The sequence below is a fragment of the Streptomyces sp. NBC_01571 genome (assembly GCF_026339875.1).
Taxonomy (GTDB): Bacteria; Actinomycetota; Actinomycetes; order Streptomycetales; family Streptomycetaceae; genus Streptomyces.
The window spans coordinates 7457628-7479132 of record NZ_JAPEPZ010000001.1 but is presented as its reverse complement, the minus strand read 5'-3'; the positions used below and the strand labels follow the sequence as shown (position 1 = coordinate 7479132).

Below are 21505 nucleotides of genomic sequence, written 5' to 3'. Positions count from 1 at the left end.
TCTATCCGAGACCTGTCGCCGTATAGCCCAAGCCCAAAGAACAGACCTAACGCGCTACTCGACGGGTTGAGCCCGAAAAGTCGATTGACCCGCGCCATCTGGTCCCAGGACGACCACCTCACACTCCGTCAGAAACAGCGTCGAACGAGCGTCAAGACATTCCCGAACCCGTCTCTGACGGAGTTGAGCAGAGCGTTCTGGACTCACGCTCCCGCTGCGAAACCGCAGGTGAGCCACGTGGCGGCTACCTACAACAGGCTCCACGCAGTGAACTTCGGGAAACAGGTCGAGCACCACCGACCACATCTGGAAAACACAAGAATGCCGCAGGTCAGAGCCCCTTTGCAGTAGGCTCCAAAATCGCCACGCACTCCACGTGCGACGTCATCGGGAAAAGATCGAACGCCCGCAGCGTCCGCACCTTGTACCCACCGTCACGGAAGTACGCCAGGTCACGAGCCAGCGCCGCCGGGTCGCAGGCCACGTAGGCGATCTTTCGGGCGCCCATCGATGACAGGAGTTCGACCGTCTTCTTGCCGGCGCCGGCGCGGGGCGGGTCGAGGACGATGAGGTCGACCTCCGTGATGCCGGTGCGCGGCAGGACCGCCTCGACCTTGCCCTGTTCGATGCGGACGCGCTCGAAGGCGGCGAGGTTGTGGCGGGCGTCCTCGACCGCGCGCTTGCCGGACTCGATGCCGAGGACCGCACCCTTGTCGCCGAGTCGGTCGGCGAGGGCTCCGGCGAAGAGGCCGACGCCGCAGTACAGGTCGAGGGCCATGTCGCCCTTGCGCGGCAGCAGGCCCTGCATGACGGCCTTGACGAGGGTGTCGGCGGCCATCGGGTGGACCTGCCAGAAGCCGCCGCTGCCGACGCGGTAGGTGCGTCCGTCGGCACGCTCGCGCACGAACGCGCGGCCGTGGACGCGGTGGATGCCGCCGTCCTTCTCCTCGACGCGCATGACGGAGACGGGCCGGTCGAGTTCGACGAGGGGCAGGCGGGCGCCCGGCCGGGGCTCCAGGATCACCATGCGGTCCTGGGATCCGGTCGCGGCGATCGCGTCGACGGACTCCATGCCGGCCCAGTCGCGGTCCTCGATGCCCAGCTCGCTGACGCCCGGCGCCGCGATCATGCAGTGTTCGACCGGCTCGATCTCGTGGGAGCGGTGGCGGCGCAGTCCGGCGTTGCCGTCGGCGTCGACGGCGTACTGGACACGGGTGCGCCAGGCCGGAACCTCGCCGGCGGGCAGCTTGTCGCCCTCGGCCGGCATCACCGTGCCGTCCCAGCCCGCCTCCTCGGGGGTGAGCCCCGCGAGGCGCTGCAGCTGCTCGGCGATGACCTCGCCCTTGAGGCGACGCTGCGCGCCCGGCTTGGCGTGCTGCCAGTCGCAGCCTCCGCAGCGGCCGGGGCCGGCGTACGGGCAGGGGGCCTCGACGCGGTCCTTCGAGGGGTCCAGGATCTCGACGGCGTCGGCACGCAGGAAGCGTGCGCCCTCCTCGCCCTCCGTCACACGCGCGACGACCCTCTCACCGGGCAGGGCGTGCCGGACGAAGAGGACCTGGCCCTCGGTCGTACGGGCGATGCAGTGCCCGCCGTGCGCGACGGGACCGATCTCCACCTCGTACTCGTCCCCCACCAGCGACTTCTTCGGTTCTGCCTGCATGGCGGGGTGACTCCAGGTGCGAAAGGGGGTGATACGGGGGACAGGATCGGGGGTCTCGGCAGCCCCCGCGGACGGGAACGGCCGGACAACAGCCCACCAGTCTACGTGGACCGTGCCCGGCCGTTCGACACGAGTGCGTCAGCCCTTGGGGGTGCTGGACTCCTTCGGCCGCTCCGCCGGACCCCGGCGCACCGCACCCGGGGCGTTCCAGTCCTGGCGCCTGCGGGCCCGCTGCTTCGCGGCCTCGGAGGACTCCAGCTGGTACGGCACGGAGGTCACCATCACGCCGGGCGTGAAGAGGAGCCGGCCCTTGAGGCGCAGCGCGCTCTGGTTGTGCAGCAGGTGCTCGTACCAGTGGCCGACCACGTACTCGGGGATGATGACGGAGACGGCGTCGCGCGGTGATTCCCTGCGCAGACCCTTCACGTACTCGATGACCGGCCGGGTGATCTCGCGGTACGGCGAATCGAGGACCTTCAGCGGCACGGTGATGCCGCGCCGCTCCCACTCGTCGCGCAGCGCCTTGGTCTCGGCCGGGTCGACGTTGACGCTGAGTGCTTCGAGGGTGTCGGAGCGCATCAGCTTGGCGTAGGCGAGGGCGCGCAGGGTCGGGCGGTGGATCTTGGAGATCAGGACGACGGAGTGGACGCGGGAGGGGCGCACACTGTCGTCGGAGGGGCCCTCGGGGGCGGCGATCTCCTCGGCGACCCGGTCGTAGTGCTTACGGATCGCGCTCATCGTCGCGTAGAAGATCATCATGCCGAGCAGGGCGACCCAGGCGCCGTGCGTGAACTTGGTGACCAGGACGACGACGAGCACCAGGCCGGTGAAGAAGGCGCCGAAGGTGTTGATGGCCCGGGAGCGGATCATGTGGCTGCGCTTGGCCGGGTCACTCTCGGTGCGCAGATGGCGGTTCCAGTGCCGGACCATGCCGGTCTGGCTGAGCGTGAAGGAGACGAAGACGCCGACGATGTAGAGCTGGATGAGCCGCGTCGAGTCGGCGCCGTAGATGACCACCAGCAGGGTCGCCGCGCCCGCGAGCAGCACGATGCCGTTGGAGAAGGCGAGACGGTCGCCGCGGGTGTGCAGCTGGCGCGGGAGGTAGCGGTCCTGGGCGAGGATCGAGCCGAGCAGCGGGAATCCGTTGTACGCGGTGTTCGCCGCGAGGAACAGGACCAGCGCGGTGGCCGCCGCGAGCACGATGAACAGGAAGCTGCCCTTGCCGAAGACGGCCTCGGCCACCTGGGAGATCACCGGGTTCTGGACGTATCCGGAGCCGATCGGGACGCCGTTGTGGATCAGGTCGGTGGCCGGGTTCTCGGCCATCCGGACCTTGGTCGTCATGGCCAGCGCGATGATCCCGCAGAACATGGTGACGGCGAGCAGGCCCATCGCGGCCAGCGTGGACGCGGCGTTCTTCGACTTGGGCTTGCGGAAGGCGGGGACGCCGTTGGAGATGGCCTCGACGCCGGTCAGCGCGGCACAGCCGGAGGAGAAGGCGCGCAGCAGCAGGAAGATGAGCGCGAAGCCCGCGAGGCCCTGGTGCTCGGCCTTGATGTGGTAGTCGGAGGTCGGCGCCCGCATGGTGTCGTTGAGGACGAGCCCGCGGAAGGCGCCCCACGCGATCATGATGAAGACGCCCGCCACGAAGACGTACGTCGGAATCGCGAAGAGCTTTCCGGACTCCTTGACCCCGCGCAGGTTCATCAGCGTGAGCAGCACGATGACGACGACGGCGCAGAGCACCTTGTGCTCGACGACGAAGGGGATGGCGGAGCCGAGGTTCTCGATGCCGGACGCGATCGACACGGCGACGGTGAGCACGTAGTCGACGAGCAGCGCGCTGGCGACGGTGAGGCCGGCCCTGGGGCCGAGGTTGGTGTTGGCCACCTCGTAGTCGCCGCCGCCGCTGGGGTACGCGTGCACGTTCTGGCGGTACGACGCCACGACCGTGAACATCAGCACGACGACCGCGACCGCGATCCAGGGGCTGAAGTGGTAGGCCGACACGCCCGCGATGGAAAGGACCAGGAGCACTTCTCCGGGGGCGTAGGCCACGGAGGAGAGCGGGTCGGAAGCGAAGACGGGGAGTGCGATGCGCTTCGGCAGGAGCGTCTCTCCGAGCCGATCACTGCGCAGTGCGCGCCCGATCAGGATCCGTTTGGGCACGTCGGTCAGTTTGGACACGCAGAGGATCGTAAGCGTTCGAACGGGGGGTCGCCCACCCACCGAGCCGCATCACCTCACCTTCCCCTCCCCATCTGCTCTCCGAGTGAAAACGGGGACAGGTCCCGTTGCGGATTCCGCACATCCGAGAGCCGCATGCATATATGACGAAGTTCCCTTTTTGTCCATTTATGGAGGTTCCATGCACGCGACCGCACAGCTCATCGGCGCAGCCGCGGGACTCGTCGGCCTCGGAATCCTGACCCTGGTCAGCGTGCGCAGCATCAGCCGACGCTGAGCGGGCGACCGGAGAGACGGATTCCGTTCACCTTGTGGTCCTTGTCTCTTTTCCTGAACTTTCCCAAAGGATGACCCGACTCTGCCCGGGCATCCTGCCTCTCTTCCTTCCTGCGTCCCCCGTTCCCCTTTTCCTCTCCGTCCCACGCGTGCTTCCCGCGCGACCTTGCCGCGCGGCAGGGGCTCCGTTCCCTTGGCCGGTCCAGGTCGTTGTCCGGGGTATGGACGCTCCCGACAACGCCCCGGCCGAGACGACCGGCGACCGGCCCATGGGCGCCCTTGCCGGCCCGGCCGGCCCGGCCGTCCCAGCTGCCCCAGCAGGCCCAACTGCCCCAGCAGGTCCAGCAGGTCCAGCAGGCCCAGCAGGTCCAGCGGGCCCCACGGCCCCCGCCGCCGCGGCGGCATCCCCGGCCTCCGTGACCTCGGCGGCCTCCGTGACCTCGGTGGCCGGCGCGGCCTCCGAGGCCTCCGCGGAGGCCGCGCCGACGCGCTCCCCCATGGCCTGGGTGGTGCCCCCGGGGCTGCCGCCCCGCCCGTCGCACCCCGGCGCGTAGGGCGTCGGGAGGATCCCGCCGCGTACACCGGCGGGACCCTGCGCGGGATCGGCGCAGGAGATCCCCGCACCGATGAGGGCAAGACCGCTGTTGCGCCTTAAGCTCGTTTCCGGCAACGCCGCATGCCGTTGCCTCGTGAGGGCCCGGCAGACTGAGAGAGAAGAGTGAGCAGGGTGTTTTCGCAGGTCAGCGGGATGACCAGGACTGCGGGGTTGGGCTAGGTGCACATCGTCATCATGGGCTGCGGCAGAGTGGGTTCCGCTCTCGCCCAGACCCTGGAGCAACGGGGGCACACGGTCGCGGTGATCGACCAGGACCCCACAGCCTTCCGACGACTCGGCTCCGGTTTCGGCGGCCGTCGTGTCACCGGAGTCGGCTTCGACCAGGACACCCTGCGCGAGGCGGGCATCGAGGAGGCCGGCGCCTTCGCCGCCGTGTCCAGCGGGGACAACTCGAACATCATCGCCGCCCGGGTCGCCCGGGAGATGTTCGGCATCGAGAACGTCGCGGCCCGCATCTACGACCCGCGCCGCGCCGAGGTCTACCAGCGCCTGGGCATCCCGACCGTCGCCACCGTCCGATGGACGGCCGACCAGATGCTGCGCCGCCTGCTGCCGTCCGGCGCCGAACCGCTGTGGCGCGATCCCACCGGTGGGGTGCAGCTCGCCGAGGTGCACGCCTCCGCCGCCTGGGTCGGCCACAAGATCAGCCGCCTCCAGGACGAGACCGGCGTGCGTGTGGCCTTCCTGACCAGGCTGGGCGAGGCGATTCTGCCCACCTCGCAGACGGTGCTGCAGGAGGGCGACCTCGTGCACGTGATGATGCGCACGGACGACGTCGAAAAGGTCGAGGCCTCGTTCGCCGAGGGCCCCGAAGAGGAGAGCGGTCACTGATGAGGGTCGCCATTGCCGGTGCCGGCGCCGTGGGCCGCTCGATCGCGGGCGAGCTCCTGGAGAACGGCCACGAGATCCTGCTGATCGACAAGGCGCCGACGGCCATCTCGGTCGAGCGCGTCCCGCAGGCGGAGTGGCTGCTCGCCGACGCCTGCGAGATCACGTCCCTGGACGAGGCGGCACTGCAGCGCTGCAACGTGGTCATCGCGGCCACCGGTGACGACAAGGTCAACCTGGTCGTCTCGCTGCTCGCCAAGACCGAGTACGGCGTGCCGCGCGTCGTCGCCCGGGTCAACAACCCGAAGAACGAATGGCTGTTCAACGAGGCCTGGGGCGTCGACGTCGCCGTCTCCACCCCGCGCCTGATGTCGGCCCTGGTGGAGGAGGCGGTGAGCGTCGGCGACCTGGTCCGTCTGCTGCGCTTCAGCCACGGTGACGCGAACCTGGTCGAGCTCACCCTCCCGCCGGAGTCGGCCCTGGCCGGCACGCAGGTGGGTGACGTGGAGTGGCCCCAGGACACCTCCCTGGTCACGATCATCCGCGGCACCCGGGTGCTCACCCCCTCCCAGGAGGACTCCCTGGAGGCGGGCGACGAGCTCCTCTTCGTGGCCGCCCAGGCCCGCGAGGAGCAGTTGGAGGACCTGCTCTCGGTCCGCCGCGAGGACGCGCCGAACTAGCCCGGCACCCTGAAGCAGCGGTGAAGCCTCCGCGGGGAGTCCCGCGGAGGCTTCACCCGCTTTCGTCAGGACCTCTGGAGATCGTCGGCCGCCGGGCTGTACGGCAACGCGAACGGCAGACCCAGATCGCCGGGCAGCAGCGCCCCGATCCAGGTGTCCCGCAGGCCGTCCCGGCCGGTCTGCGCCGCCCGCAGCACGCCCTCCCGTACGAAGCCGGCCTTACGGGCGACCGCCCACGAGCCCCGGTTGCCCGCCTCCGCCCGCCACTCCAGCCGCTGCACACCCAGCTCGGTGAACGCCCACCGCGCCAGGACGCCGACGGCCTCCGTCGCATAGCCCCGGCCCCGGTGCTCCGCCACCGTCCAGTACCCGACGCCCCAGACGTCGGCCTGCCGGTGCACGTTGACGGACGCCACGAGGGTGCCGTCGCCGTCGTCCCGCCGCTCCACCGCGAAGTGGTACATCGAGTCGTCGCGCCAGCCCCGCGGCACCAGCGCCCGCAGATAGAAGGCGGCGTGCCGGCGCTCGTAGGGCGTGGGGAAGTCCGTCCACCGCGCGATCTCGGGGTCCTGACAGGCGGCGAGGAGCGCGTCCTCGTCACGCGCGTCGTGCGGGCGGATCAACAGACGCTCCGTGGTGAGCGAGACAGGCTCCATGAACGGCGATTCTGACGCCCGCCCCGCCGCACGGCCACCGGATTCCCCGATGGTGGGACACGGGGGCGGGGCGCACGGGTACAGGACGAGGGCGCCCGGACACGAGTCGGGGCGCCCGGAGATTCTCCGGACGCCCCGACTCGTACGGGTGACTAGGCGTCGCGGCGGTGACGGCCGGCCGCGGCCTCGGTGTCCTCCTGCGCGAGGGCGGCCTTGCGCTCCTTCTCGGCCTGCTCCTCCGCCTCCATCTCCGCGAACACGTCGATGGGAGCCGGGGCCTTCGCCAGGAACACCCAGGTGAGCCAGACGGCCAGCAGGAACGGCGGGATCTTCAACGCGACCAGGACCCAGCCCAGTTGTGCGGTGTTGGCCCACCAGTAGAGCGGGAAGAGGACCGCGCACTTGGCGAGCAGGATCAGGCCCCAGGCCCAGCTGGCCTTCGCGTACGCCTTCTTGCGGCCCGGGTTGCGGGTACGCCAGGAGAGGTTCTCCTTGAAGACCGGGCCGAGGATCAGGCCGATCAGGGGCACACCCGCGAGGGTCGTGACGATGTAGGCGACGGCCAGGCCGAGCGTGTAGAGCATGCCCGGCAGGTAGAAGTCCTTCGCGTTGCCCGTCATCATCGCGAAGACCACGCCGAAGGCGACGCCGAAGACGCCGCTGAAGGCGTGCTTCACCGTGTCGCGCATCACGAGGCGGACGACGACGAGCAGCAGGGACACTCCGAGGGCGGCGATCGCCGACCAGTGCAGGTCCTTGTTGATCGTGAAGATGGTGACGAAGAGCAGGCCGGGCACCACGGTCTCGACCATGCCCCGCACACCGCCGAACGCCTCGAAGAGCGCGGCCTCCGTCACCGCCCTCGCGTCCTGCTGGGCGTCTTCGGTCGGCTTGTCGAGCGACGTCACCGGCTACTCCCGTCCGAGCGGTCTGAGTTCGTACTTCGGGTTGAACAGCACCCTACGGCCCCGGCTCATCGAGATGCGGCCCGAAGCGATCATCTTGCGCCCCGGCTCGATTCCCACGATGGAGCGTCTGCCGAGCCAGACCACGTCCAGCGCCGCCGAGCCGTCGAACAGCTCGGCCTCCAGCGCCGGGACTCCGGCCCGTGGCCGCAGAGTGACCGTGCGCAACGTACCAGTAACCGTGACGATCTGCCGGTCGTGGCAGTCACCGATACGGGTGCACCCCGTCGTCTCGGCTTCCTCGCGCAGCTCCTCGGACTCCAGGTCCTCCTGGGACGAGGAGAGCCGGTCTATCATGCGCCGGAACCGGCCCGCCGGTTTTTCGGAACGGGGAACAGCACTCATACCGAAAGCGTACCGGGGCCGATGACACCGTCGTACCCGCGAGGCCCCTCTCTCGAGCACCGCTCATTTCTCGAACCGGTAGCCCATCCCCGGCTCCGTGATGAAGTGCCGCGGATGCGAGGGATCCGCCTCCAGCTTGCGGCGCAGCTGGGCCATGTAGACCCGCAGATAGTTCGTCTCCGTGCCGTACGACGGCCCCCACACCTCCTGGAGCAGCTGTTTCTGGCTGACCAGGCGGCCGGTGTTGCGGACCAGGACCTCCAGGAGGTGCCACTCCGTGGGGGTCAGCCGGACGTCGCGTCCGGCGCGGTTGACCTTCTTGGCCGCCAGATCCACCGTGAAGTCCTCGGTGTCGACGACGACGTCGTCCTCGCCGGACCCATTGGGCTCGGCGCGGCGGACGGCGGCGCGCAGCCGGGCCAGCAGTTCGTCCATGCCGAAGGGCTTGGTGACGTAGTCGTCGGCACCCGCGTCGAGCGCCTCGACCTTCTCGTCGGAGGAGTGCCGGGCGGAGAGCACCAGGATCGGCACCCGGGTCCAGCCGCGCAGTCCCCTGATGACCTCGACGCCGTCCATGTCGGGCAGCCCGAGGTCGAGCACGACGACGTCGGGATGACGCGCGGCGGCGAGCTGGAGGGCGGTGGCGCCGTCGGGGGCCGCGTCGACCTCGTACTTGCGTGCTCTCAGGTTGATGACGAGGGCTCGGGTGATCTGCGGCTCGTCGTCGACCACGAGGACCCGGGTCATGAGACCTGCCTTTCTGCGACTGCGGATGAGGTGAGCGGCCCGGGACGGCGGTCCACCGCCCGGATCGTGAGCACCATGGTGAGTCCGCCGCCGGGGGTGTCCTCGGCGTTCAGTGTGCCGCCCATCGACTCGGCGAAGCCACGGGCGACGGCGAGTCCGAGGCCCACCCCGGCGCCGCGCGGGGCGTCGCCGTAGCGCTGGAAGGGCGCGAAGATGCGCTCCTTGGCCTCGTCCGGGACACCGGGCCCGCGGTCCACCACGCGTACCTCCACGCGGTCGGCGATGGCGCTCGCCGAGACGAGGACCCGGTCGTCGACGGGGCTGTACTTGACGGCGTTCTCGACGAGGTTGGCGACCGCCCGCTCCAGGAGCCCCGCGTCGACGGCGACCATCGGCAGGACCTCCGGGATCTCCAGGTCGACGCTGCCCTCGGGCACGCCGCCCAGCGCCATCGGCACCACCTCGTCCAGGTCGATCTCCCGGATCAGCGGGGTGACCGTGCCGGTCTGGAGGCGGGACATGTCGAGCAGGTTGCCCACCAGGTGGTCGAGGCGGTCGGCGCCCTCCTCGATCGCCTCCAGGAGCTCCGCCTGGTCCTCCTCCGACCAGGCCACGTCGTCGGACCGCAGCGAGGACACGGCGGCCTTGATCGCGGCCAGCGGGGTGCGCAGGTCGTGGCTGACGGCGGCCAGCAGCGCGGTGCGGATGCGGTTGCCCTCGGCCAGCTCCTTGGCCTGGTCGGCCTCGTGCTGGAGCCGCTGGCGGTCCAGCACGACGGCCGCCTGGGCGGCGAAGGCGGCGAGCACCCGGCGGTCGGAGGCGGGCAGCACGCGTCCGGAGAGCGCGAGCGCCATGTGGTCGCCGACCGGCATGTCCACGTCCGCGTCCTCGGGCCGCAGCGGCGACCGGGGGCCCACGCTGCCCGCGCAGGTCCACGGGTCGACGTCGCCCGCCCGCTCCAGCAGCGCGACCGCCTCCATCCCGAAGGTCTCCCGGACCCGTTCCAGGAGGGCTTCGAGGCTGGTCTCGCCGCGCAGGACGCTGCCCGCGAGGAAGGACAGGATCTCCGACTCGGCGCGCAGCCTGGCCGCCTGGTGGGTGCGGCGGGCGGCCAGGTCCACCACGGAGGCCACGGAGACCGCGACGCCGACGAAGATCGCGATGGCGACGATGTTCTTGGGGTCCGCGATCGTGAGGCGGTGCAGCGGCGGTGTGTAGAAGTAGTTCAGCAGCAGGGAGCCGAAGGCCGCCGAGGCGAGGGCCGGGAACAGGCCGCCGAGCAGGGCGGCCGCCACTGTCACCGTGAGGAACAGCAGCATGTCGTTGGCGAGGCCGAGGTCGATGGTGTTGAGCAGCAGCGCGAGGACCACCGGGCCGCCCAGGCCGATCAGCCAGCCCCAGATGATCCGGGAGCGGCCGAGCCGCGCGCCGCGGGCCGCGGGCAGTCCGCGTCCCTTGGCGACCTCGTCGTGGGTGACGATGTGGACGTCCAGGTCGGGGCCGGACTCCCGGGCGACGGTGGCACCGACTCCGGGCCCGAAGACGTACTGCCAGGTCTTGCGGCGGGAGGAGCCGAGCACGATCTGGGTTGCGTTGACCCCGCGTGCGAAGTCCAGGAGCGAGACGGGGATGTCGTCGCCGATGACGTGGTGGAAGGTGCCGCCGAGGTCCTCGACCAGGGTGCGCTGGACGGCCAGTTCCTTGGGTGAGGCGTTCGTGAGACCGTCGCTGCGCGCTATGTAGACGGCCATGACCTCGCCGCCCGCGCCCTTCTCGGCCAGCCGCGCGGCACGGCGGATCAGGGTGCGTCCCTCGGGGCCGCCGGTCAGGCCCACCACGATCCGTTCGCGCGAGCCCCAGATCTTGGAGACCCGGTGCTCGCTGCGGTACTCGGTCAGGTACTCGTCGACCCGGTCGGCCACCCAGAGCAGGGCCAGCTCACGCAGCGCGGTGAGATTGCCGGGGCGGAAGTAGTTGGACAGGGCCGCGTCGACCTTGTCGGACTTGTAGATGTTGCCGTGCGCCATGCGGCGGCGCAGCGCCGGGGGCGACATGTCGACCAGTTCGATCTGGTCCGCGCGGCGGACGACCTCGTCGGGGACGGTCTCCCGCTGCCGTACACCGGTTATCGACTCGACGACGTCGCCGAGCGACTCCAGGTGCTGGATGTTGACGGTCGAGACGACGTCGATGCCGGCCGCGAGCAGTTCCGCCACGTCCTGCCAGCGCTTGGCGTTGCGGGAGCCGGGGACATTGGTGTGCGCGAGTTCGTCCACCAGGGCGACGGCCGGGGCGCGGCGCAGGACGGCGTCCACGTCCATCTCGGTGAAGGAGGAGCCGCGGTAGTCGAGGTCCTTGCGCGGGATCTGCTCCAGACCGTGCAGCATCACCTCGGTGCGCGGCCGGTTGTGGTGCTCCACGAAGGCGACGACGCAGTCGGTGCCGCGCTCCATGCGCCGGTGCGCCTCGGACAGCATCGCGTACGTCTTGCCGACCCCCGGTGCCGCGCCGAGGTAGATCCGAAGCTTGCCGCGTCCCATGGCCCCATTGTCTTCCTGTCAAAGCTCTGTACGCTGCGTCGACCTTACGGCCCATAATTACGACAAATGGGGCGCGAGGTCGAGGGGTGGCCGTCTTTGACGCAACCCTGATGCGCAGGTCGGGGTCAGCGCGCGGCGAGCTTTCCGTCGTTCAGCTCCAGCACCCGGTCGGCCGGGCCCGCCGGGGCGGCGTCACGTGCGGCGACCAGGGCGGTCACGTGTCCGCGGCGGACGACGTCGTGCAGCAGTTCCAGAAGGCCGAGGCCGGTTTCGGCGTCGAGCCGGCTGGTGGGTTCGTCGGCGATGAGGAGCGCGGGGCGGTGGACGAGGGCGCGCGCGAGGGCCGCTCGGCGCCGCTGTCCGGCGGACAGTGCCCCGGGCCGGGATGCCGCGTGACCGGCCAGGCCGACGAGGGAGAGCAGCCGCTCGACGCGGTCCGCGTGTTCACGCTCCGGGGCCCCGCTCAGCCGCAGCGGCACGGCGACGTTCTCGGCGACGGTGAGGAGGGGGACGAGTCCGGCGGACGGGAGCAGGAAGCCGATCCGGTCCCGGCGCAGTTCCAGCAGCGCGTCCTCGTCCAGGGCGGCCGGCTCCAGCCCGTCGACGGTGATCCGCCCGGCGTCCGGCTCGTCGAGGCCGCCGATGAGGTTGAGGAGGGTGCTCCTGCCCGCCCCGGGGCGGCCCCGCAGGACGACGAGCTCGCCGCGCGGCACCTCGAAGGAGACACCGCGCAGCGCGTGCACGGCGGCGGCACCGCTGCCGTACGTGTGGTGCACGTGCTCCACGCGCACCACGGTGTCCGTGGCGACCTGGCTCATGCCCCTCCCGTACCGGCCTGCCGCCGCCCCGGCAGGACGTCCGGGCGCGCGGTGTCGCACCGTGTGCCCGGACGGGGTGGCGGGTCAGCTGGGGTTGTCCCCGTGGGTCAGAGTCTCCCAGGCGACGAACAGGTTGTTGCTGCCGGACGGCCGGTTCTGTTCGGTCAGCTTCTGGGTGTTGGTCATGGCGATGCCCAGCCGGTTGTGCAGGGCGTTGTAGCCGACCTCGGTGACCGGGCCGAGCCCGAGGGTGAGGGAACCGCCGCACAGCGAGCTCGGCACCGCCTCGCCCAGCTGGTACTTCGACTGGAAGCCGAGCGCCTGGCGCAGTCGCTCGCCGACGTCGGTGCCGTAGAGGTCCGCGCCCTGGATGCGGCTGGTCTCGGCGATGTGCGAGATGGCCGAGATGCCGTATCCGGTGTGCGTGAAGTCGCGGCAGGTCTCCTGGGTGAGCCCGGTGACGAAGGTGGACTGCCCCTGCCAGTAGCTGACGATCTTCGCCTTGGTGTCGAGGTTCTGGCTCGGCACGGTCTTGGGCAGGGCGCCGTCGGAGGCGAGGTAGACGTAGGCGGCCGTCCTGGTCCGGAACTTCGCCATGGCCTTGTCGTACGAGGTCTTGTCCTCCAGGAAGACGGAGATGCCGACGGCGGCCTCCATCATCGACAGCTCCCAGTTCCCGTTGGAGTTGGAGCCGTTGATCACCTCGGGCAGGTAGACGTTGCGCAGCATGGTCGCGAAGCGCCCGGAGTCGGCCCAGGTGCCGGTGTAGGTGTACTTGATGATCTCGGCGGCCTTGGGCCAGGAGGAGCCGGCCCAGCCGGTCTGCAGGGGCGCGTTGCTGTTGGTGTGCTCCTTGATGACGGCCGACCAGGCGTCCATCAGCTCGATGGACTTCTTCGCGTACCGGTCGTCGCGGGTGATGTACCAGGCGAGGGCGTCGGTGTACGCGGCGATCGCGTCCTCGCGCTCGTCGGTGCAGCCGTTGTTGGGGTTGGAGTACGAGCCGCACTCCACGGTCGCGCGGGGCTTGGCGGTGCGTGTCAGCGAGGCGTACTTGCTCGCCGTCATCTGGTCGTACGCGCCCTTCCAGGGCTGGGCTCCGGCGTTGACCTGGGTGCGGGCGAAGTCCAGCTGCCCCTTGGAGACGGTGACTCCGGGGTGCGTGAAGGTGGCGGGGGCGGCGTCGGCGCGGTGGGCGGCGGGCCAGGTGAGGAGGCCGGAGACCAGGGCGGCCGTCGCGGCGACGGCGAGGAGGGCGGTGCGTGGCCGGCGGCGATGACGTGCGGGGGCGTCAAGCATGTGGGGGACATCCGTTCTCGTATGTGAACGACACACTGGTTTCTGAACACGCGCGCTGGCCGGTGACCATAGGTACGGACCAGGCTTCCGTCAAGGGCTGGAGAAAGACGCGCAGTTCAACTGCCGTTCATGGATGAGAACTTGAGAACCCGCCGCAAGGGGGTGTCCATGCACCCACGGACAGCTGTGCGCGGACGGCCCGCGCCGGCACACGGAGAAAGGGCCGCACCCCCTGCCGGGGATGCGGCCCTTTCGTACGTTCTCGGCGAGCGCGGCGGCTAGCGGACCTCGGTGATCTCCGGTCCGCGCTGGAGCTGCCCCATGCCGCCGGAGAAGCGGGAACCGGCCTGCTCCTCCTGCTGGACGCCCTCGGCCACCATCTGCGCGTCGTCCGGCAGCTTCAGGACGATCGGGTCACGGGGGGCCATCGGGCCCTCGCCGCGCACGACGACCGTGTCCCTGAAGATCTGCTCCAGCAACCCCGCGGCCTGCGGCTGCACCGCGCCCTGCCCGGAGATCACTCCGCGCAGGAACCAGCGGGGGCCGTCCACACCGACGAACCGCACGACCTGGAAACCGCCCGTGCCGTCCGGCAGCTGCACCGGCACCTGCGCCCGCAGCTCCCAGCCCAGCGGGCCCTCGACCTCGTCGATGACACCGCCCTGCTGGGTGATGCCGGAGGCGATCTCCTCGCGCACCTCGCCCCAGATGCCCTCGCGCTTGGGAGCGGCGAAGGCCTGCAGCTGCACGGCACTGTCCTTGAGGACGACGGTGGCCGCGACGATCGCGTCGCCCGCGACCTCGACCCGCAGCTCCATGCCGTCGACTCCGGGGACCAGGAGACCACCCAGGTCCACACGGCCCTCGGCGGGGTCCCGCACTTCCGAGTCGTCCCAGGGTCCGTCGGGTCGCGGTTCCGGCTCGAGCCTCACGCGCTCCCGCTCCGCCTCGTCCGTCTCAGTGTCGACTCCGTCGACGACCTGCTCGGCCTCGCCCGCCGCGTCCTCGGCGGCACTGCCCTTCTTGCGACGTCCGAACACGTCACTGTCCTTCCCGGTCGGATACGACCGAAGCGTATCGATTCCCACCCGTTGTGCCGCCCACGGCGGCATGACCGCCGGTGGACCCGAGGCCCCCTGCGGCCCGCGCCGAGCCGGGAAGCTCCGCCACCTCGTGGAAGCGGACCTTCTCGACCTGCTGGACGACCAGTTGGGCAATCCGGTCGAAGCGCTCGAACCGCACGGACTCGTACGGGTCGAGATTCACCACGATCACCTTGATCTCCCCACGGTACCCGGCATCAACCGTCCCCGGGGCATTCACGAGGGCGACACCGCAGCGGGCGGCGAGCCCGGAACGCGGGTGCACGAAGGCCGCGTACCCCTCCGGCAGTGCGATGGACACTCCGGTGGGCAGAACGGCACGTTCACCCGGCTTCAGTTCACGCTCCTCGGTGGTGCGCAGATCGGCACCGGCGTCACCGGGATGCGCATATTCGGGCAGCGGAACTTCCGGATCTACGCGCCGGATCAGCACGTCCACGGGATGACGGGTCACGGGTTCACCTCGAAGGCACGGACACGGCGGTTCCGGTCCGGATCGTTCATGGCGGCCCGGATCTCCTCCGGGCGGCCGTTGTCGATGAAGTGGTCGACCTTGACCTCGACGAAGAGGGCATCCGCGCGGACCGCCACGGGCCCCTCGGGCCCGCCGATCCGGCCGGTGGCGGTCGAGTAGATCTTGCGGCCGGCCACCGCGGTGACCTCGGCCTCCAGGTACAGCACGGTGCCCACGGGGACCGGCCGCACGAAGTCGGTCTCCAGACGGCCGGTGACGGCGACGACGCGCAGCAGCCAGTTGAGCGACCCGAGCGTCTCGTCGAGCGCCGTGGCCAGCACGCCTCCGTGCGCGAGCCCGGGAGCACCCTGGTGCGCGGGCCGTACGGTGAACTCCGCCGTGATGGTGACGCCCTCACCGGCACGCGCCGCGAGATGCAGTCCGTGAGGCTGCTCCCCGCCACATCCGAAACACTGTTCGTAGTGCGCGCCGAGGAGCTCGCCGGGGGCGGGCGCGTCGGGGTGCCGCACCGGCACGACGGCGTCGGGGGGAGGCTTCAGAGCTGCGGAAGTACCACTCACAGCCGCAGACCTTACCCGCGCGTCGGCGGGGCGTACGCACCGTGCCAAGCTTGGCCTCATGCAGCTCTCCGCCTCCCCGTACGAAGAACGCCTCACCGCACCCCGCAGCTGGTGGGCGGTCTGCTTCCTGGTCGGGGTCGCGCTGGCCCTGGTCTTCCTCCCCTTCGGGACGCTGCCCCTGCTGGGCGGGCTGGTCGGCGGCACCGCGGTCTCGGCCGTCGTGGCCAGCTCGTACGGCTCGGTCCGCATCCGTGTCGTCGGTGACTCACTGATCGCGGGTGAGGCCAGGATCCCGGTCGCCGCCCTGGGCGACGCCGAGATCCTGGACCAGGAGGAGGCGCGCGCCTGGCGTACGCACAAGGCGGACACGCGCGCCTTCATGCTTCTGCGGTCCTACATCCCCACGGCCCTGCGCGTACAGGTCACCGACCCGGCCGACCCGACCCCGTACCTGTACCTGTCGACGCGGGAGCCGGAGCGCCTGAGGGCGGCCCTGGAGACGGCGCGGACGTCGGCCTAGTCCCGCGCCCGCGCGGGGGCACGCGCGGCGTCACCTCCGCCGGGGTGCGGGCCACGCCGGACCCCGGAGCGGCACCGGGAGCGGAGCAGCACCGGAACCGACGCGGCACATCCGGGCGCTGCCGGTCCGATCAGGGCCCCAGCTCCTTGGGGATCTCCCCCATCCGCAGTGGATCCGCCGGCTTCTCCAGGGGCGGCAGTTCGGGCAGCTGGTCCCAGGGCACCTGGTTTCTGCGGAGGTCCTTGCGGATGCGTGCCGCGAGGCGTTTGGTGTCCCGGCGGTTCATGACCGCCCCGACCGCTGCGCCCACCATGAACGGCATCAGGTTCGGCAGGTCGCGGACCGTGCGCTTCATGATCTGCTGGCGCAGCTCGCGCTTCATCTGGCCGCCCAGCGCGGCGTTGAGGGTCGACGGCTTGGTCACGTCGATCCCGCGCTCGGAGGACCACGAGTTCAGGTAGGCGGTACTGCGCTGAGGCAGGGTGCCCGGCGGTCGCAGGCCGTAGACCTCGTGGAGCTCGGCGATCAGCTTGAGCTCGATCGCGGCGACCCCGGTGATCTCGGCGGCGAGTTCCGTGGGCATCGCGGGCGGTACCGGCAGCATGGCGGCCGCGCCGATTCCGGCGCCCACCGTGGACGTCGCGTTGGCCGCGCCCGCGACGAGCTTGTCCGCGAGCTCCTCGGCACCGATGCCGGGGAACTGACCGCGAAGGGTCGCGAGGTCCCGTACAGGGACACGGGGCGCGATGTCGATGATCCGGTCGGCGAGGTAGGCCAGGCCCGCCCTGGCCTTGCTGCCGCTCTTGCGGACGCCCTTCATGACCCCGGTTCGAACGGCCGCCGCACGGCCGCCGGCGGCGGGCGCGGGGGCGTCCGTCCGCACCTGGTCCTCACCCGGTGCGGGGGTGTCGGCCGGCGATGGGTCACCGGCCTGCGTGGAGGCGCCTGTCGGCGCTGTGGCGGGCGCCGGGTCGAGCGAGGCTGATCCTGGTCGGGAAGAGCCCCGCTCGTCGTCACGCGCGCCTTCAGGGCCCTGTGACGGCCCTTCGTCCGCGTCCCTGTGGGGGAAGCGGCGCTTCCAAGGAGGGGTCGAGCCAGTCACGGCCGACCCTGCCTCAGTCGCAGTCGCGGCAGATCGGCTGACCGTTCTTCTCGCGGGCCAGCTGGCTGCGGTGGTGCACCAGGAAGCAGCTCATGCAAGTGAACTCGTCCTGCTGCTTGGGCAGTACCCGGACGGCCAGCTCCTCGTTCGAGAGGTCGGCCCCGGGCAGCTCCAGGCCTTCTGCGGCCTCGAACTCGTCTACGTCGACGGACGACGTGGACTTGTCGTTCCGGCGAGCCTTCAGTTCTTCAAGGCTGTCCGAGTCGACGTCGTCGTCGGTCTTGCGTGGGGTGTCGTAATCCGTTGCCATGTCGCTCTCCCCCTCTGGGTGTCTGCGGTGTCTCCAGCGCACGTAACGCGTGAGAGGCCGGACTTGTGCCCGACCTGAGGCGGAGATTTTGCCTCACATCAAGGTCTGTTACTCAATCGACACCCAACCGGACTCCTGAAGAGTGATCGGCTTGGATGGCGATGCGGACCGTACACGGTCTGAAGGTCGCACTTCAAAGGCGTCCCACCGTGTACTTCCCGTGATCAAGACCCCCGAAAACCCGGATTTTCCCGGCTTTCCGGCAGCTTGCGCGACCACGGAGAGTAGATGGCCGGAATATCGCCCTTGTGATCGATCACACACGGGCCTCCCGAATGGGCGACCAGAAAATTCCGCGCAAAGCGAACATCCTCGCGTGTGGGGGTCATGCTCTCAGATCGGAAGGGTGACTCGCATCACGAGACCTCCTCCCTCACGCGGCTCCGCGGCGATGTGGCCCCCGTGGGCACGGGCCACCGACCGGGCGATCGACAGGCCGAGGCCCACGCCCTTGTCGCTCCCCGTGCGCTCCGTGCGCAGCCGCCGGAAAGGCTCGAAAAGATTGTCGATCTCGTACGCGGGAACCACCGGTCCCGTGTTCGAGACCAGCAGGACCGCGTGACCGTGCTGGACCTGGGTCGTGACCTCGACCCAGCCGCCCTCCGGCACGTTGTACCGCACCGCGTTCTGGACGAGGTTCAGCGCGATCCGCTCCAGCAGGACGCCGTTGCCCTGGACGACCGCCGCGGCGCGCTCCCCGTGGATCCGCACACCCTTGGCCTCGGCCTCGCCGTGCACCTGGTCCACGGCCTGCGAGGCGACCTCGGCCAGGTCGACGGGCTTGCGCTCCACGATCTGGTTGTCGCTGCGGGCGAGCAGCAGCAGGCCCTCGACGAGCTGCTCGCTGCGTTCGTTCGTGGCGAGCAGGGTCTTGCCGAGCTGCTGCATCTCGACCGGCGCGCCGGGGTCGGAGAGATGGACCTCCAGGAGCGTGCGGTTGATCGCGAGCGGGGTGCGCAGTTCGTGCGAGGCGTTTCCGATGAACCGCTGCTGGGCGGTGAAGGCGCGCTGGAGCCGCTCCAGCATGTCGTCGAAGGTGTCCGCCAGCTCCTTCAGCTCGTCGTCCGGGCCGTCCAGCTCGATCCGCCGGGACAGGTCCGAACCCGCCACCGCGCGGGCGGTGCGGGTGATCCGCCCGAGCGGCGAGAGCACCCGGCCCGCCATCGCGTAGCCGAAGGCGAAGGCGATGATCGCGAGGCCGAGCAGCGCGAGCAGGGAACGGCTGAGCAGGTCGTCCAGAGCGTGCTGGCGCTGCCGGTTGGCGCACGCGTTCATCGCGGTGTTGAGCTCGTTCTGCGACGGCGCGGACGGGAAGTTGCAGATGCTGCTTCCGACCTGGCCCGAGATGATCCTGAACGGAAGCTCGCTGCCCACGTTCAGTGCCTGTGCGGCGAGCAGGTAGATGATCGACAGCAGCAGGATGCCGGCGATCAGGAACATGCCGCCGTACAGCAGTGTGAGCCGTATGCGGATGGTCGGGCGCAGCCAGGGAAACGGAGGCTCCGCCCGCCGGGGGTCCCAGGTGGGCTTCGGAGGCGCCGTCGAAGGCGCGGGCGTCGTGGCCACCGCGGTCAGATCCGGTACCCGGAGCCGGGCACGGTGACGATCACCGGGGGCTCGCCGAGTTTGCGGCGCAGGGTCATCACAGTCACGCGCACGACGTTGGTGAAGGGGTCCGTGTTCTCGTCCCAGGCCTTCTCCAGGAGCTGCTCGGCGGAGACGACGGCGCCCTCGCTGCGCAGCAGCACCTCCAGGACCGCGAACTCCTTGGGCGCGAGCTGGACCTCCTTGCCGTCACGGAAGACCTCGCGGCGGTTGGGGTCGAGCTTGAGCCCGGCGCGCTCCAGGACGGGCGGCAGCGGCACGCTCGTACGGCGGCCGAGGGCACGCACGCGTGCCGTCAGCTCACTGAAGGCGAAGGGCTTCGGGAGGTAGTCGTCGGCGCCGATCTCCAGGCCCTCGACCCGGTCGCTGACGTCGCCGGAGGCGGTCAGCATCAGGACGCGGGTGGGCATGCCCAGCTCGACGATCCTGCGGCAGACGTCGTCCCCGTGCACGAGCGGGAGGTCGCGGTCGAGGACGACCACGTCGTAGTCGTTGACGCCGATGCGCTCCAGGGCGGCCGCGCCGTCGTACACGACGTCGACGGCCATGGCCTCCCGGCGCAGTCCGGTGGCCACCGCATCGGCGAGCAGCTGCTCGTCCTCGACGACGAGTACGCGCACGTCGCTTGTCCTTCCTCTGTCCACCCGCGTAGCGCCTCCTCGGCACACGCGGGTGGGGGTCCGTCTCGGGTAAGACCTCCATCCTGCCTTTTTCGGCCATAAACCGGCTGTAAGGCGGGTGAGAGGGCGCCCGGTGCGGCGGTCCGGGGCCCCGGGAATGCGAGATTTTCTCGTCGGGTTGAGGTTTCCACGGAAGAGAGCGGGGGGAGGACGGCTTTACACCCCGCGATCACGCTCTGCATGTGGCAAGCCACCTAGTGGTACGTCCAACCGCTTCCGCAGAGCGGGCGTGGGTGTCCGGCACCGTCGCCGCCCAGCCCGGGCAGCGCTGGGCACCCTCTGGAGACGTGATCGCCCCTTCCCAACGGCACACCCCCGTGCCATCGACCCACGACCCAGGACGAGGGGGCGCAGCATGGACGCATTCACCGCAGGACTTCTGCAGCGCATAAAGGCGACCGAGTCCGACCTGACGCGGGCTCGCGAGACGGGCGACGACTTCCTCGCGGAGGTCGAGCAGGCCGAGCTCGAGGACCTGCGTCGCCTCGCCGCCGAGCACGGTGTGGAGGTCGGCGCGACGCGCGTCTGATCAGTTCGTACGCGAGCGGGGCCCCGGTGTCGATCCAGTACCGGGGCCCCGCTTCGTTCGCCGTCGCGGGGACGGCGCCCGGGTCGCTCGGACGCCGTCAGTCGTGCCAGGCGCCGAACTCCTCCAGGAGCCGCTGGAGGGGCTCGAAGACGCCCGGTGAGGCCGCCACCGCCAGCTCGCGCGCGGGCCGCTCCCCGGGGCGTCCACCGGTCAGGGCGCCCGCCTCACGGGCGATCAGGTCGCCCGCCGCGAGGTCCCAGGGGTGGAGGCCGCGCTCGTAGTAGCCGTCGAGGCGACCGGCCGCGACGTCGCACAGGTCGACCGCCGCGGAACCGGAGCGCCGGATGTCGCGCAGCAGCGGGATCAGCCGCTGGGCGACGTCGGCCTGGTGGGCCTTGACCTCGCTCACGTAGTTGAAGCCGGTCGAGACCAGGGCCTGGTCCAGGGAAGGCGAGGGACGGCAGGTCAGCCGGCGCTCGCCGACCCAGGCGCCGGTGGCCCGGGCGCCCCGGCCGCGCACCGCGTGGTAGGTCTCGCCGCGCATCGGTGCCGCGACGACCCCGACGACGGTCTCGCCGTTCTGCTCGGCCGCGATGGACACCGCCCAGGTCGGCAGCCCGTAGAGGTAGTTCACCGTGCCGTCGAGCGGGTCCACGACCCAGCGGATGCCGCTGGTCCCCTCGCTGGCGGCGCCCTCCTCGCCGAGGAAACCGTCGTGCGGGCGGTGCTGGGCGATCAGGTCGGTGATCAGCTTCTCGGCGGCGATGTCCATCTCGGTGACGACGTCGATCGGGCTGGACTTGGTGGCGGCGACCGTGAGGTCGGCCGGGCGCCCGTCGCGCAGCAGCTCGCCGGCACGGCGGGCGGCGTCGTGCGCGAGCTGGAGCAGTTCGGTGTGCAGGGGCTCGATCACGGGGCTCCTCTGAAGGGTGTCGTTCGGATCA

General features: G+C 70.5%; 21 protein-coding genes. 4 read left to right on the top strand and 17 right to left on the bottom strand.

Annotated features, from left to right (window positions below):
* Positions 1 to 331: 331 nt before the first annotated feature.
* The gene (locus tag OHB41_RS33655; protein WP_266702193.1) at positions 332 to 1660 is read right to left on the bottom strand and encodes a class I SAM-dependent RNA methyltransferase; all 1329 of its coding nucleotides are present in this window, start codon (positions 1658 to 1660) and stop codon (positions 332 to 334) included.
* Between the two features lie 138 nt (positions 1661 to 1798).
* Positions 1799 to 3847, bottom strand: a complete 2049-nt coding sequence (locus OHB41_RS33650; RefSeq protein ID WP_266702191.1) for an APC family permease — start codon at positions 3845 to 3847, stop codon at positions 1799 to 1801.
* A 1051-nt stretch (positions 3848 to 4898) separates the two neighbouring features.
* On the opposite strand from OHB41_RS33650, the gene OHB41_RS33645 reads away from it, so the two are divergent.
* Entirely contained in the window at positions 4899 to 5570 is a 672-nt protein-coding gene (locus OHB41_RS33645) for a potassium channel family protein (RefSeq protein ID WP_266702190.1), read from the top strand.
* Positions 5570 to 6247 carry a potassium channel family protein gene (locus OHB41_RS33640; protein ID WP_148010917.1) on the top strand — a complete coding sequence of 226 codons (678 nt, stop codon included), beginning with the start codon at positions 5570 to 5572 and terminating at the stop codon, positions 6245 to 6247. Before OHB41_RS33645 ends, OHB41_RS33640 begins: the two co-directional genes overlap by 1 nt.
* 65 nt (positions 6248 to 6312) lie before the next feature.
* Here the strand turns inward: OHB41_RS33640 and OHB41_RS33635 are convergent, their stop codons facing one another.
* The 10 genes from OHB41_RS33635 to OHB41_RS33590 form a co-directional block, all read right to left on the bottom strand.
* On the bottom strand, positions 6313 to 6903 hold the full coding sequence (locus OHB41_RS33635) for a GNAT family N-acetyltransferase (protein ID WP_266702188.1): 591 nt from the start codon (positions 6901 to 6903) through the stop codon (positions 6313 to 6315).
* Positions 6904 to 7055: 152 nt separating this feature from the next.
* On the bottom strand, positions 7056 to 7811 hold the full coding sequence (locus OHB41_RS33630) for a DUF3159 domain-containing protein (RefSeq protein ID WP_266702186.1): 756 nt from the start codon (positions 7809 to 7811) through the stop codon (positions 7056 to 7058).
* A 3-nt stretch (positions 7812 to 7814) separates the two neighbouring features.
* A complete protein-coding gene (locus OHB41_RS33625; protein WP_148010914.1) occupies positions 7815 to 8213 on the bottom strand; it encodes an OB-fold nucleic acid binding domain-containing protein in 399 nt (132 codons plus the stop codon).
* Between the two features lie 63 nt (positions 8214 to 8276).
* Positions 8277 to 8960, bottom strand: a complete 684-nt coding sequence (locus OHB41_RS33620) for a response regulator (protein ID WP_266702183.1) — start codon at positions 8958 to 8960, stop codon at positions 8277 to 8279.
* Entirely contained in the window at positions 8957 to 11500 is a 2544-nt protein-coding gene (locus OHB41_RS33615) for an ATP-binding protein (RefSeq protein WP_266702181.1), read from the bottom strand. The genes OHB41_RS33620 and OHB41_RS33615 overlap by 4 nt, the downstream gene beginning before the upstream one ends.
* A gap of 125 nt (positions 11501 to 11625) precedes the next feature.
* Positions 11626 to 12318: an ABC transporter ATP-binding protein gene (locus tag OHB41_RS33610; RefSeq protein ID WP_266702179.1), complete on the bottom strand. Its 693-nt coding sequence runs from the start codon at positions 12316 to 12318 to the stop codon at positions 11626 to 11628.
* Between the two features lie 84 nt (positions 12319 to 12402).
* Positions 12403 to 13617 carry an alginate lyase family protein gene (locus tag OHB41_RS33605; RefSeq protein WP_266702177.1) on the bottom strand — a complete coding sequence of 405 codons (1215 nt, stop codon included), beginning with the start codon at positions 13615 to 13617 and terminating at the stop codon, positions 12403 to 12405.
* A gap of 278 nt (positions 13618 to 13895) precedes the next feature.
* Positions 13896 to 14657 carry a DUF3710 domain-containing protein gene (locus OHB41_RS33600; protein WP_266702174.1) on the bottom strand — a complete coding sequence of 254 codons (762 nt, stop codon included), beginning with the start codon at positions 14655 to 14657 and terminating at the stop codon, positions 13896 to 13898.
* Position 14658: 1 nt separating this feature from the next.
* On the bottom strand, positions 14659 to 15174 hold the full coding sequence (dut, locus tag OHB41_RS33595; protein WP_153288141.1) for a dUTP diphosphatase: 516 nt from the start codon (positions 15172 to 15174) through the stop codon (positions 14659 to 14661).
* The gene (locus OHB41_RS33590; RefSeq protein ID WP_266702170.1) at positions 15171 to 15755 is read right to left on the bottom strand and encodes a PaaI family thioesterase; all 585 of its coding nucleotides are present in this window, start codon (positions 15753 to 15755) and stop codon (positions 15171 to 15173) included. The genes dut and OHB41_RS33590 overlap by 4 nt, the downstream gene beginning before the upstream one ends.
* A 58-nt stretch (positions 15756 to 15813) precedes the next feature.
* Here OHB41_RS33590 and OHB41_RS33585 point away from each other — a divergent pair, with 58 nt between their 5' ends.
* Entirely contained in the window at positions 15814 to 16275 is a 462-nt protein-coding gene (locus OHB41_RS33585; RefSeq protein ID WP_266702168.1) for a DUF3093 domain-containing protein, read from the top strand.
* 130 nt (positions 16276 to 16405) lie between these two features.
* On the opposite strand, the gene OHB41_RS33580 is transcribed toward OHB41_RS33585, so the two are convergent.
* From OHB41_RS33580 to OHB41_RS33565, 4 genes are all read right to left on the bottom strand, one after another.
* Positions 16406 to 17377: a hypothetical protein gene (locus OHB41_RS33580; protein ID WP_266702166.1), complete on the bottom strand. Its 972-nt coding sequence runs from the start codon at positions 17375 to 17377 to the stop codon at positions 16406 to 16408.
* Positions 17378 to 17390: 13 nt separating this feature from the next.
* Positions 17391 to 17687: a DUF4193 domain-containing protein gene (locus OHB41_RS33575; protein ID WP_003997302.1), complete on the bottom strand. Its 297-nt coding sequence runs from the start codon at positions 17685 to 17687 to the stop codon at positions 17391 to 17393.
* Positions 17688 to 18080: 393 nt separating this feature from the next.
* The gene (locus OHB41_RS33570; RefSeq protein ID WP_266702164.1) at positions 18081 to 19313 is read right to left on the bottom strand and encodes a sensor histidine kinase; all 1233 of its coding nucleotides are present in this window, start codon (positions 19311 to 19313) and stop codon (positions 18081 to 18083) included.
* 5 nt (positions 19314 to 19318) lie between these two features.
* Positions 19319 to 19972 carry a response regulator transcription factor gene (locus OHB41_RS33565; protein ID WP_266702162.1) on the bottom strand — a complete coding sequence of 218 codons (654 nt, stop codon included), beginning with the start codon at positions 19970 to 19972 and terminating at the stop codon, positions 19319 to 19321.
* A 415-nt stretch (positions 19973 to 20387) separates the two neighbouring features.
* Between OHB41_RS33565 and OHB41_RS33560 the strand changes: the two genes are divergently transcribed.
* The gene (locus OHB41_RS33560) at positions 20388 to 20561 is read left to right on the top strand and encodes a hypothetical protein (protein WP_168530603.1); all 174 of its coding nucleotides are present in this window, start codon (positions 20388 to 20390) and stop codon (positions 20559 to 20561) included.
* Between the two features lie 97 nt (positions 20562 to 20658).
* Here the strand turns inward: OHB41_RS33560 and OHB41_RS33555 are convergent, their stop codons facing one another.
* Positions 20659 to 21474 (bottom strand): inositol monophosphatase family protein, encoded by an 816-nt coding sequence (locus OHB41_RS33555; RefSeq protein ID WP_266702159.1) that lies wholly within the window; start codon positions 21472 to 21474, stop codon positions 20659 to 20661.
* Positions 21475 to 21505 lie beyond the last annotated feature (31 nt).

Bases quoted from the DNA above. Each gene is read 5' to 3' on its own strand.
- OHB41_RS33655 (WP_266702193.1), bottom strand. From the start codon at position 1,660: ATGCAGGCAGAACCGAAGAAGTCGCTGGTGGGGGACGAGTACGAGGTG.
- OHB41_RS33605 (WP_266702177.1), bottom strand. From the start codon at position 13,617: ATGCTTGACGCCCCCGCACGTCATCGCCGCCGGCCACGCACCGCCCTC.
- OHB41_RS33610 (WP_266702179.1), bottom strand. From the start codon at position 12,318: ATGAGCCAGGTCGCCACGGACACCGTGGTGCGCGTGGAGCACGTGCAC.
- OHB41_RS33640 (WP_148010917.1), top strand. From the start codon at position 5,570: ATGAGGGTCGCCATTGCCGGTGCCGGCGCCGTGGGCCGCTCGATCGCG.
- OHB41_RS33635 (WP_266702188.1), bottom strand. From the start codon at position 6,903: ATGGAGCCTGTCTCGCTCACCACGGAGCGTCTGTTGATCCGCCCGCAC.
- OHB41_RS33625 (WP_148010914.1), bottom strand. From the start codon at position 8,213: ATGAGTGCTGTTCCCCGTTCCGAAAAACCGGCGGGCCGGTTCCGGCGC.
- OHB41_RS33615 (WP_266702181.1), bottom strand. From the start codon at position 11,500: ATGGGACGCGGCAAGCTTCGGATCTACCTCGGCGCGGCACCGGGGGTC.
- OHB41_RS33620 (WP_266702183.1), bottom strand. From the start codon at position 8,960: ATGACCCGGGTCCTCGTGGTCGACGACGAGCCGCAGATCACCCGAGCC.
- OHB41_RS33575 (WP_003997302.1), bottom strand. From the start codon at position 17,687: ATGGCAACGGATTACGACACCCCACGCAAGACCGACGACGACGTCGAC.
- OHB41_RS33560 (WP_168530603.1), top strand. From the start codon at position 20,388: ATGGACGCATTCACCGCAGGACTTCTGCAGCGCATAAAGGCGACCGAG.
- OHB41_RS33585 (WP_266702168.1), top strand. From the start codon at position 15,814: ATGCAGCTCTCCGCCTCCCCGTACGAAGAACGCCTCACCGCACCCCGC.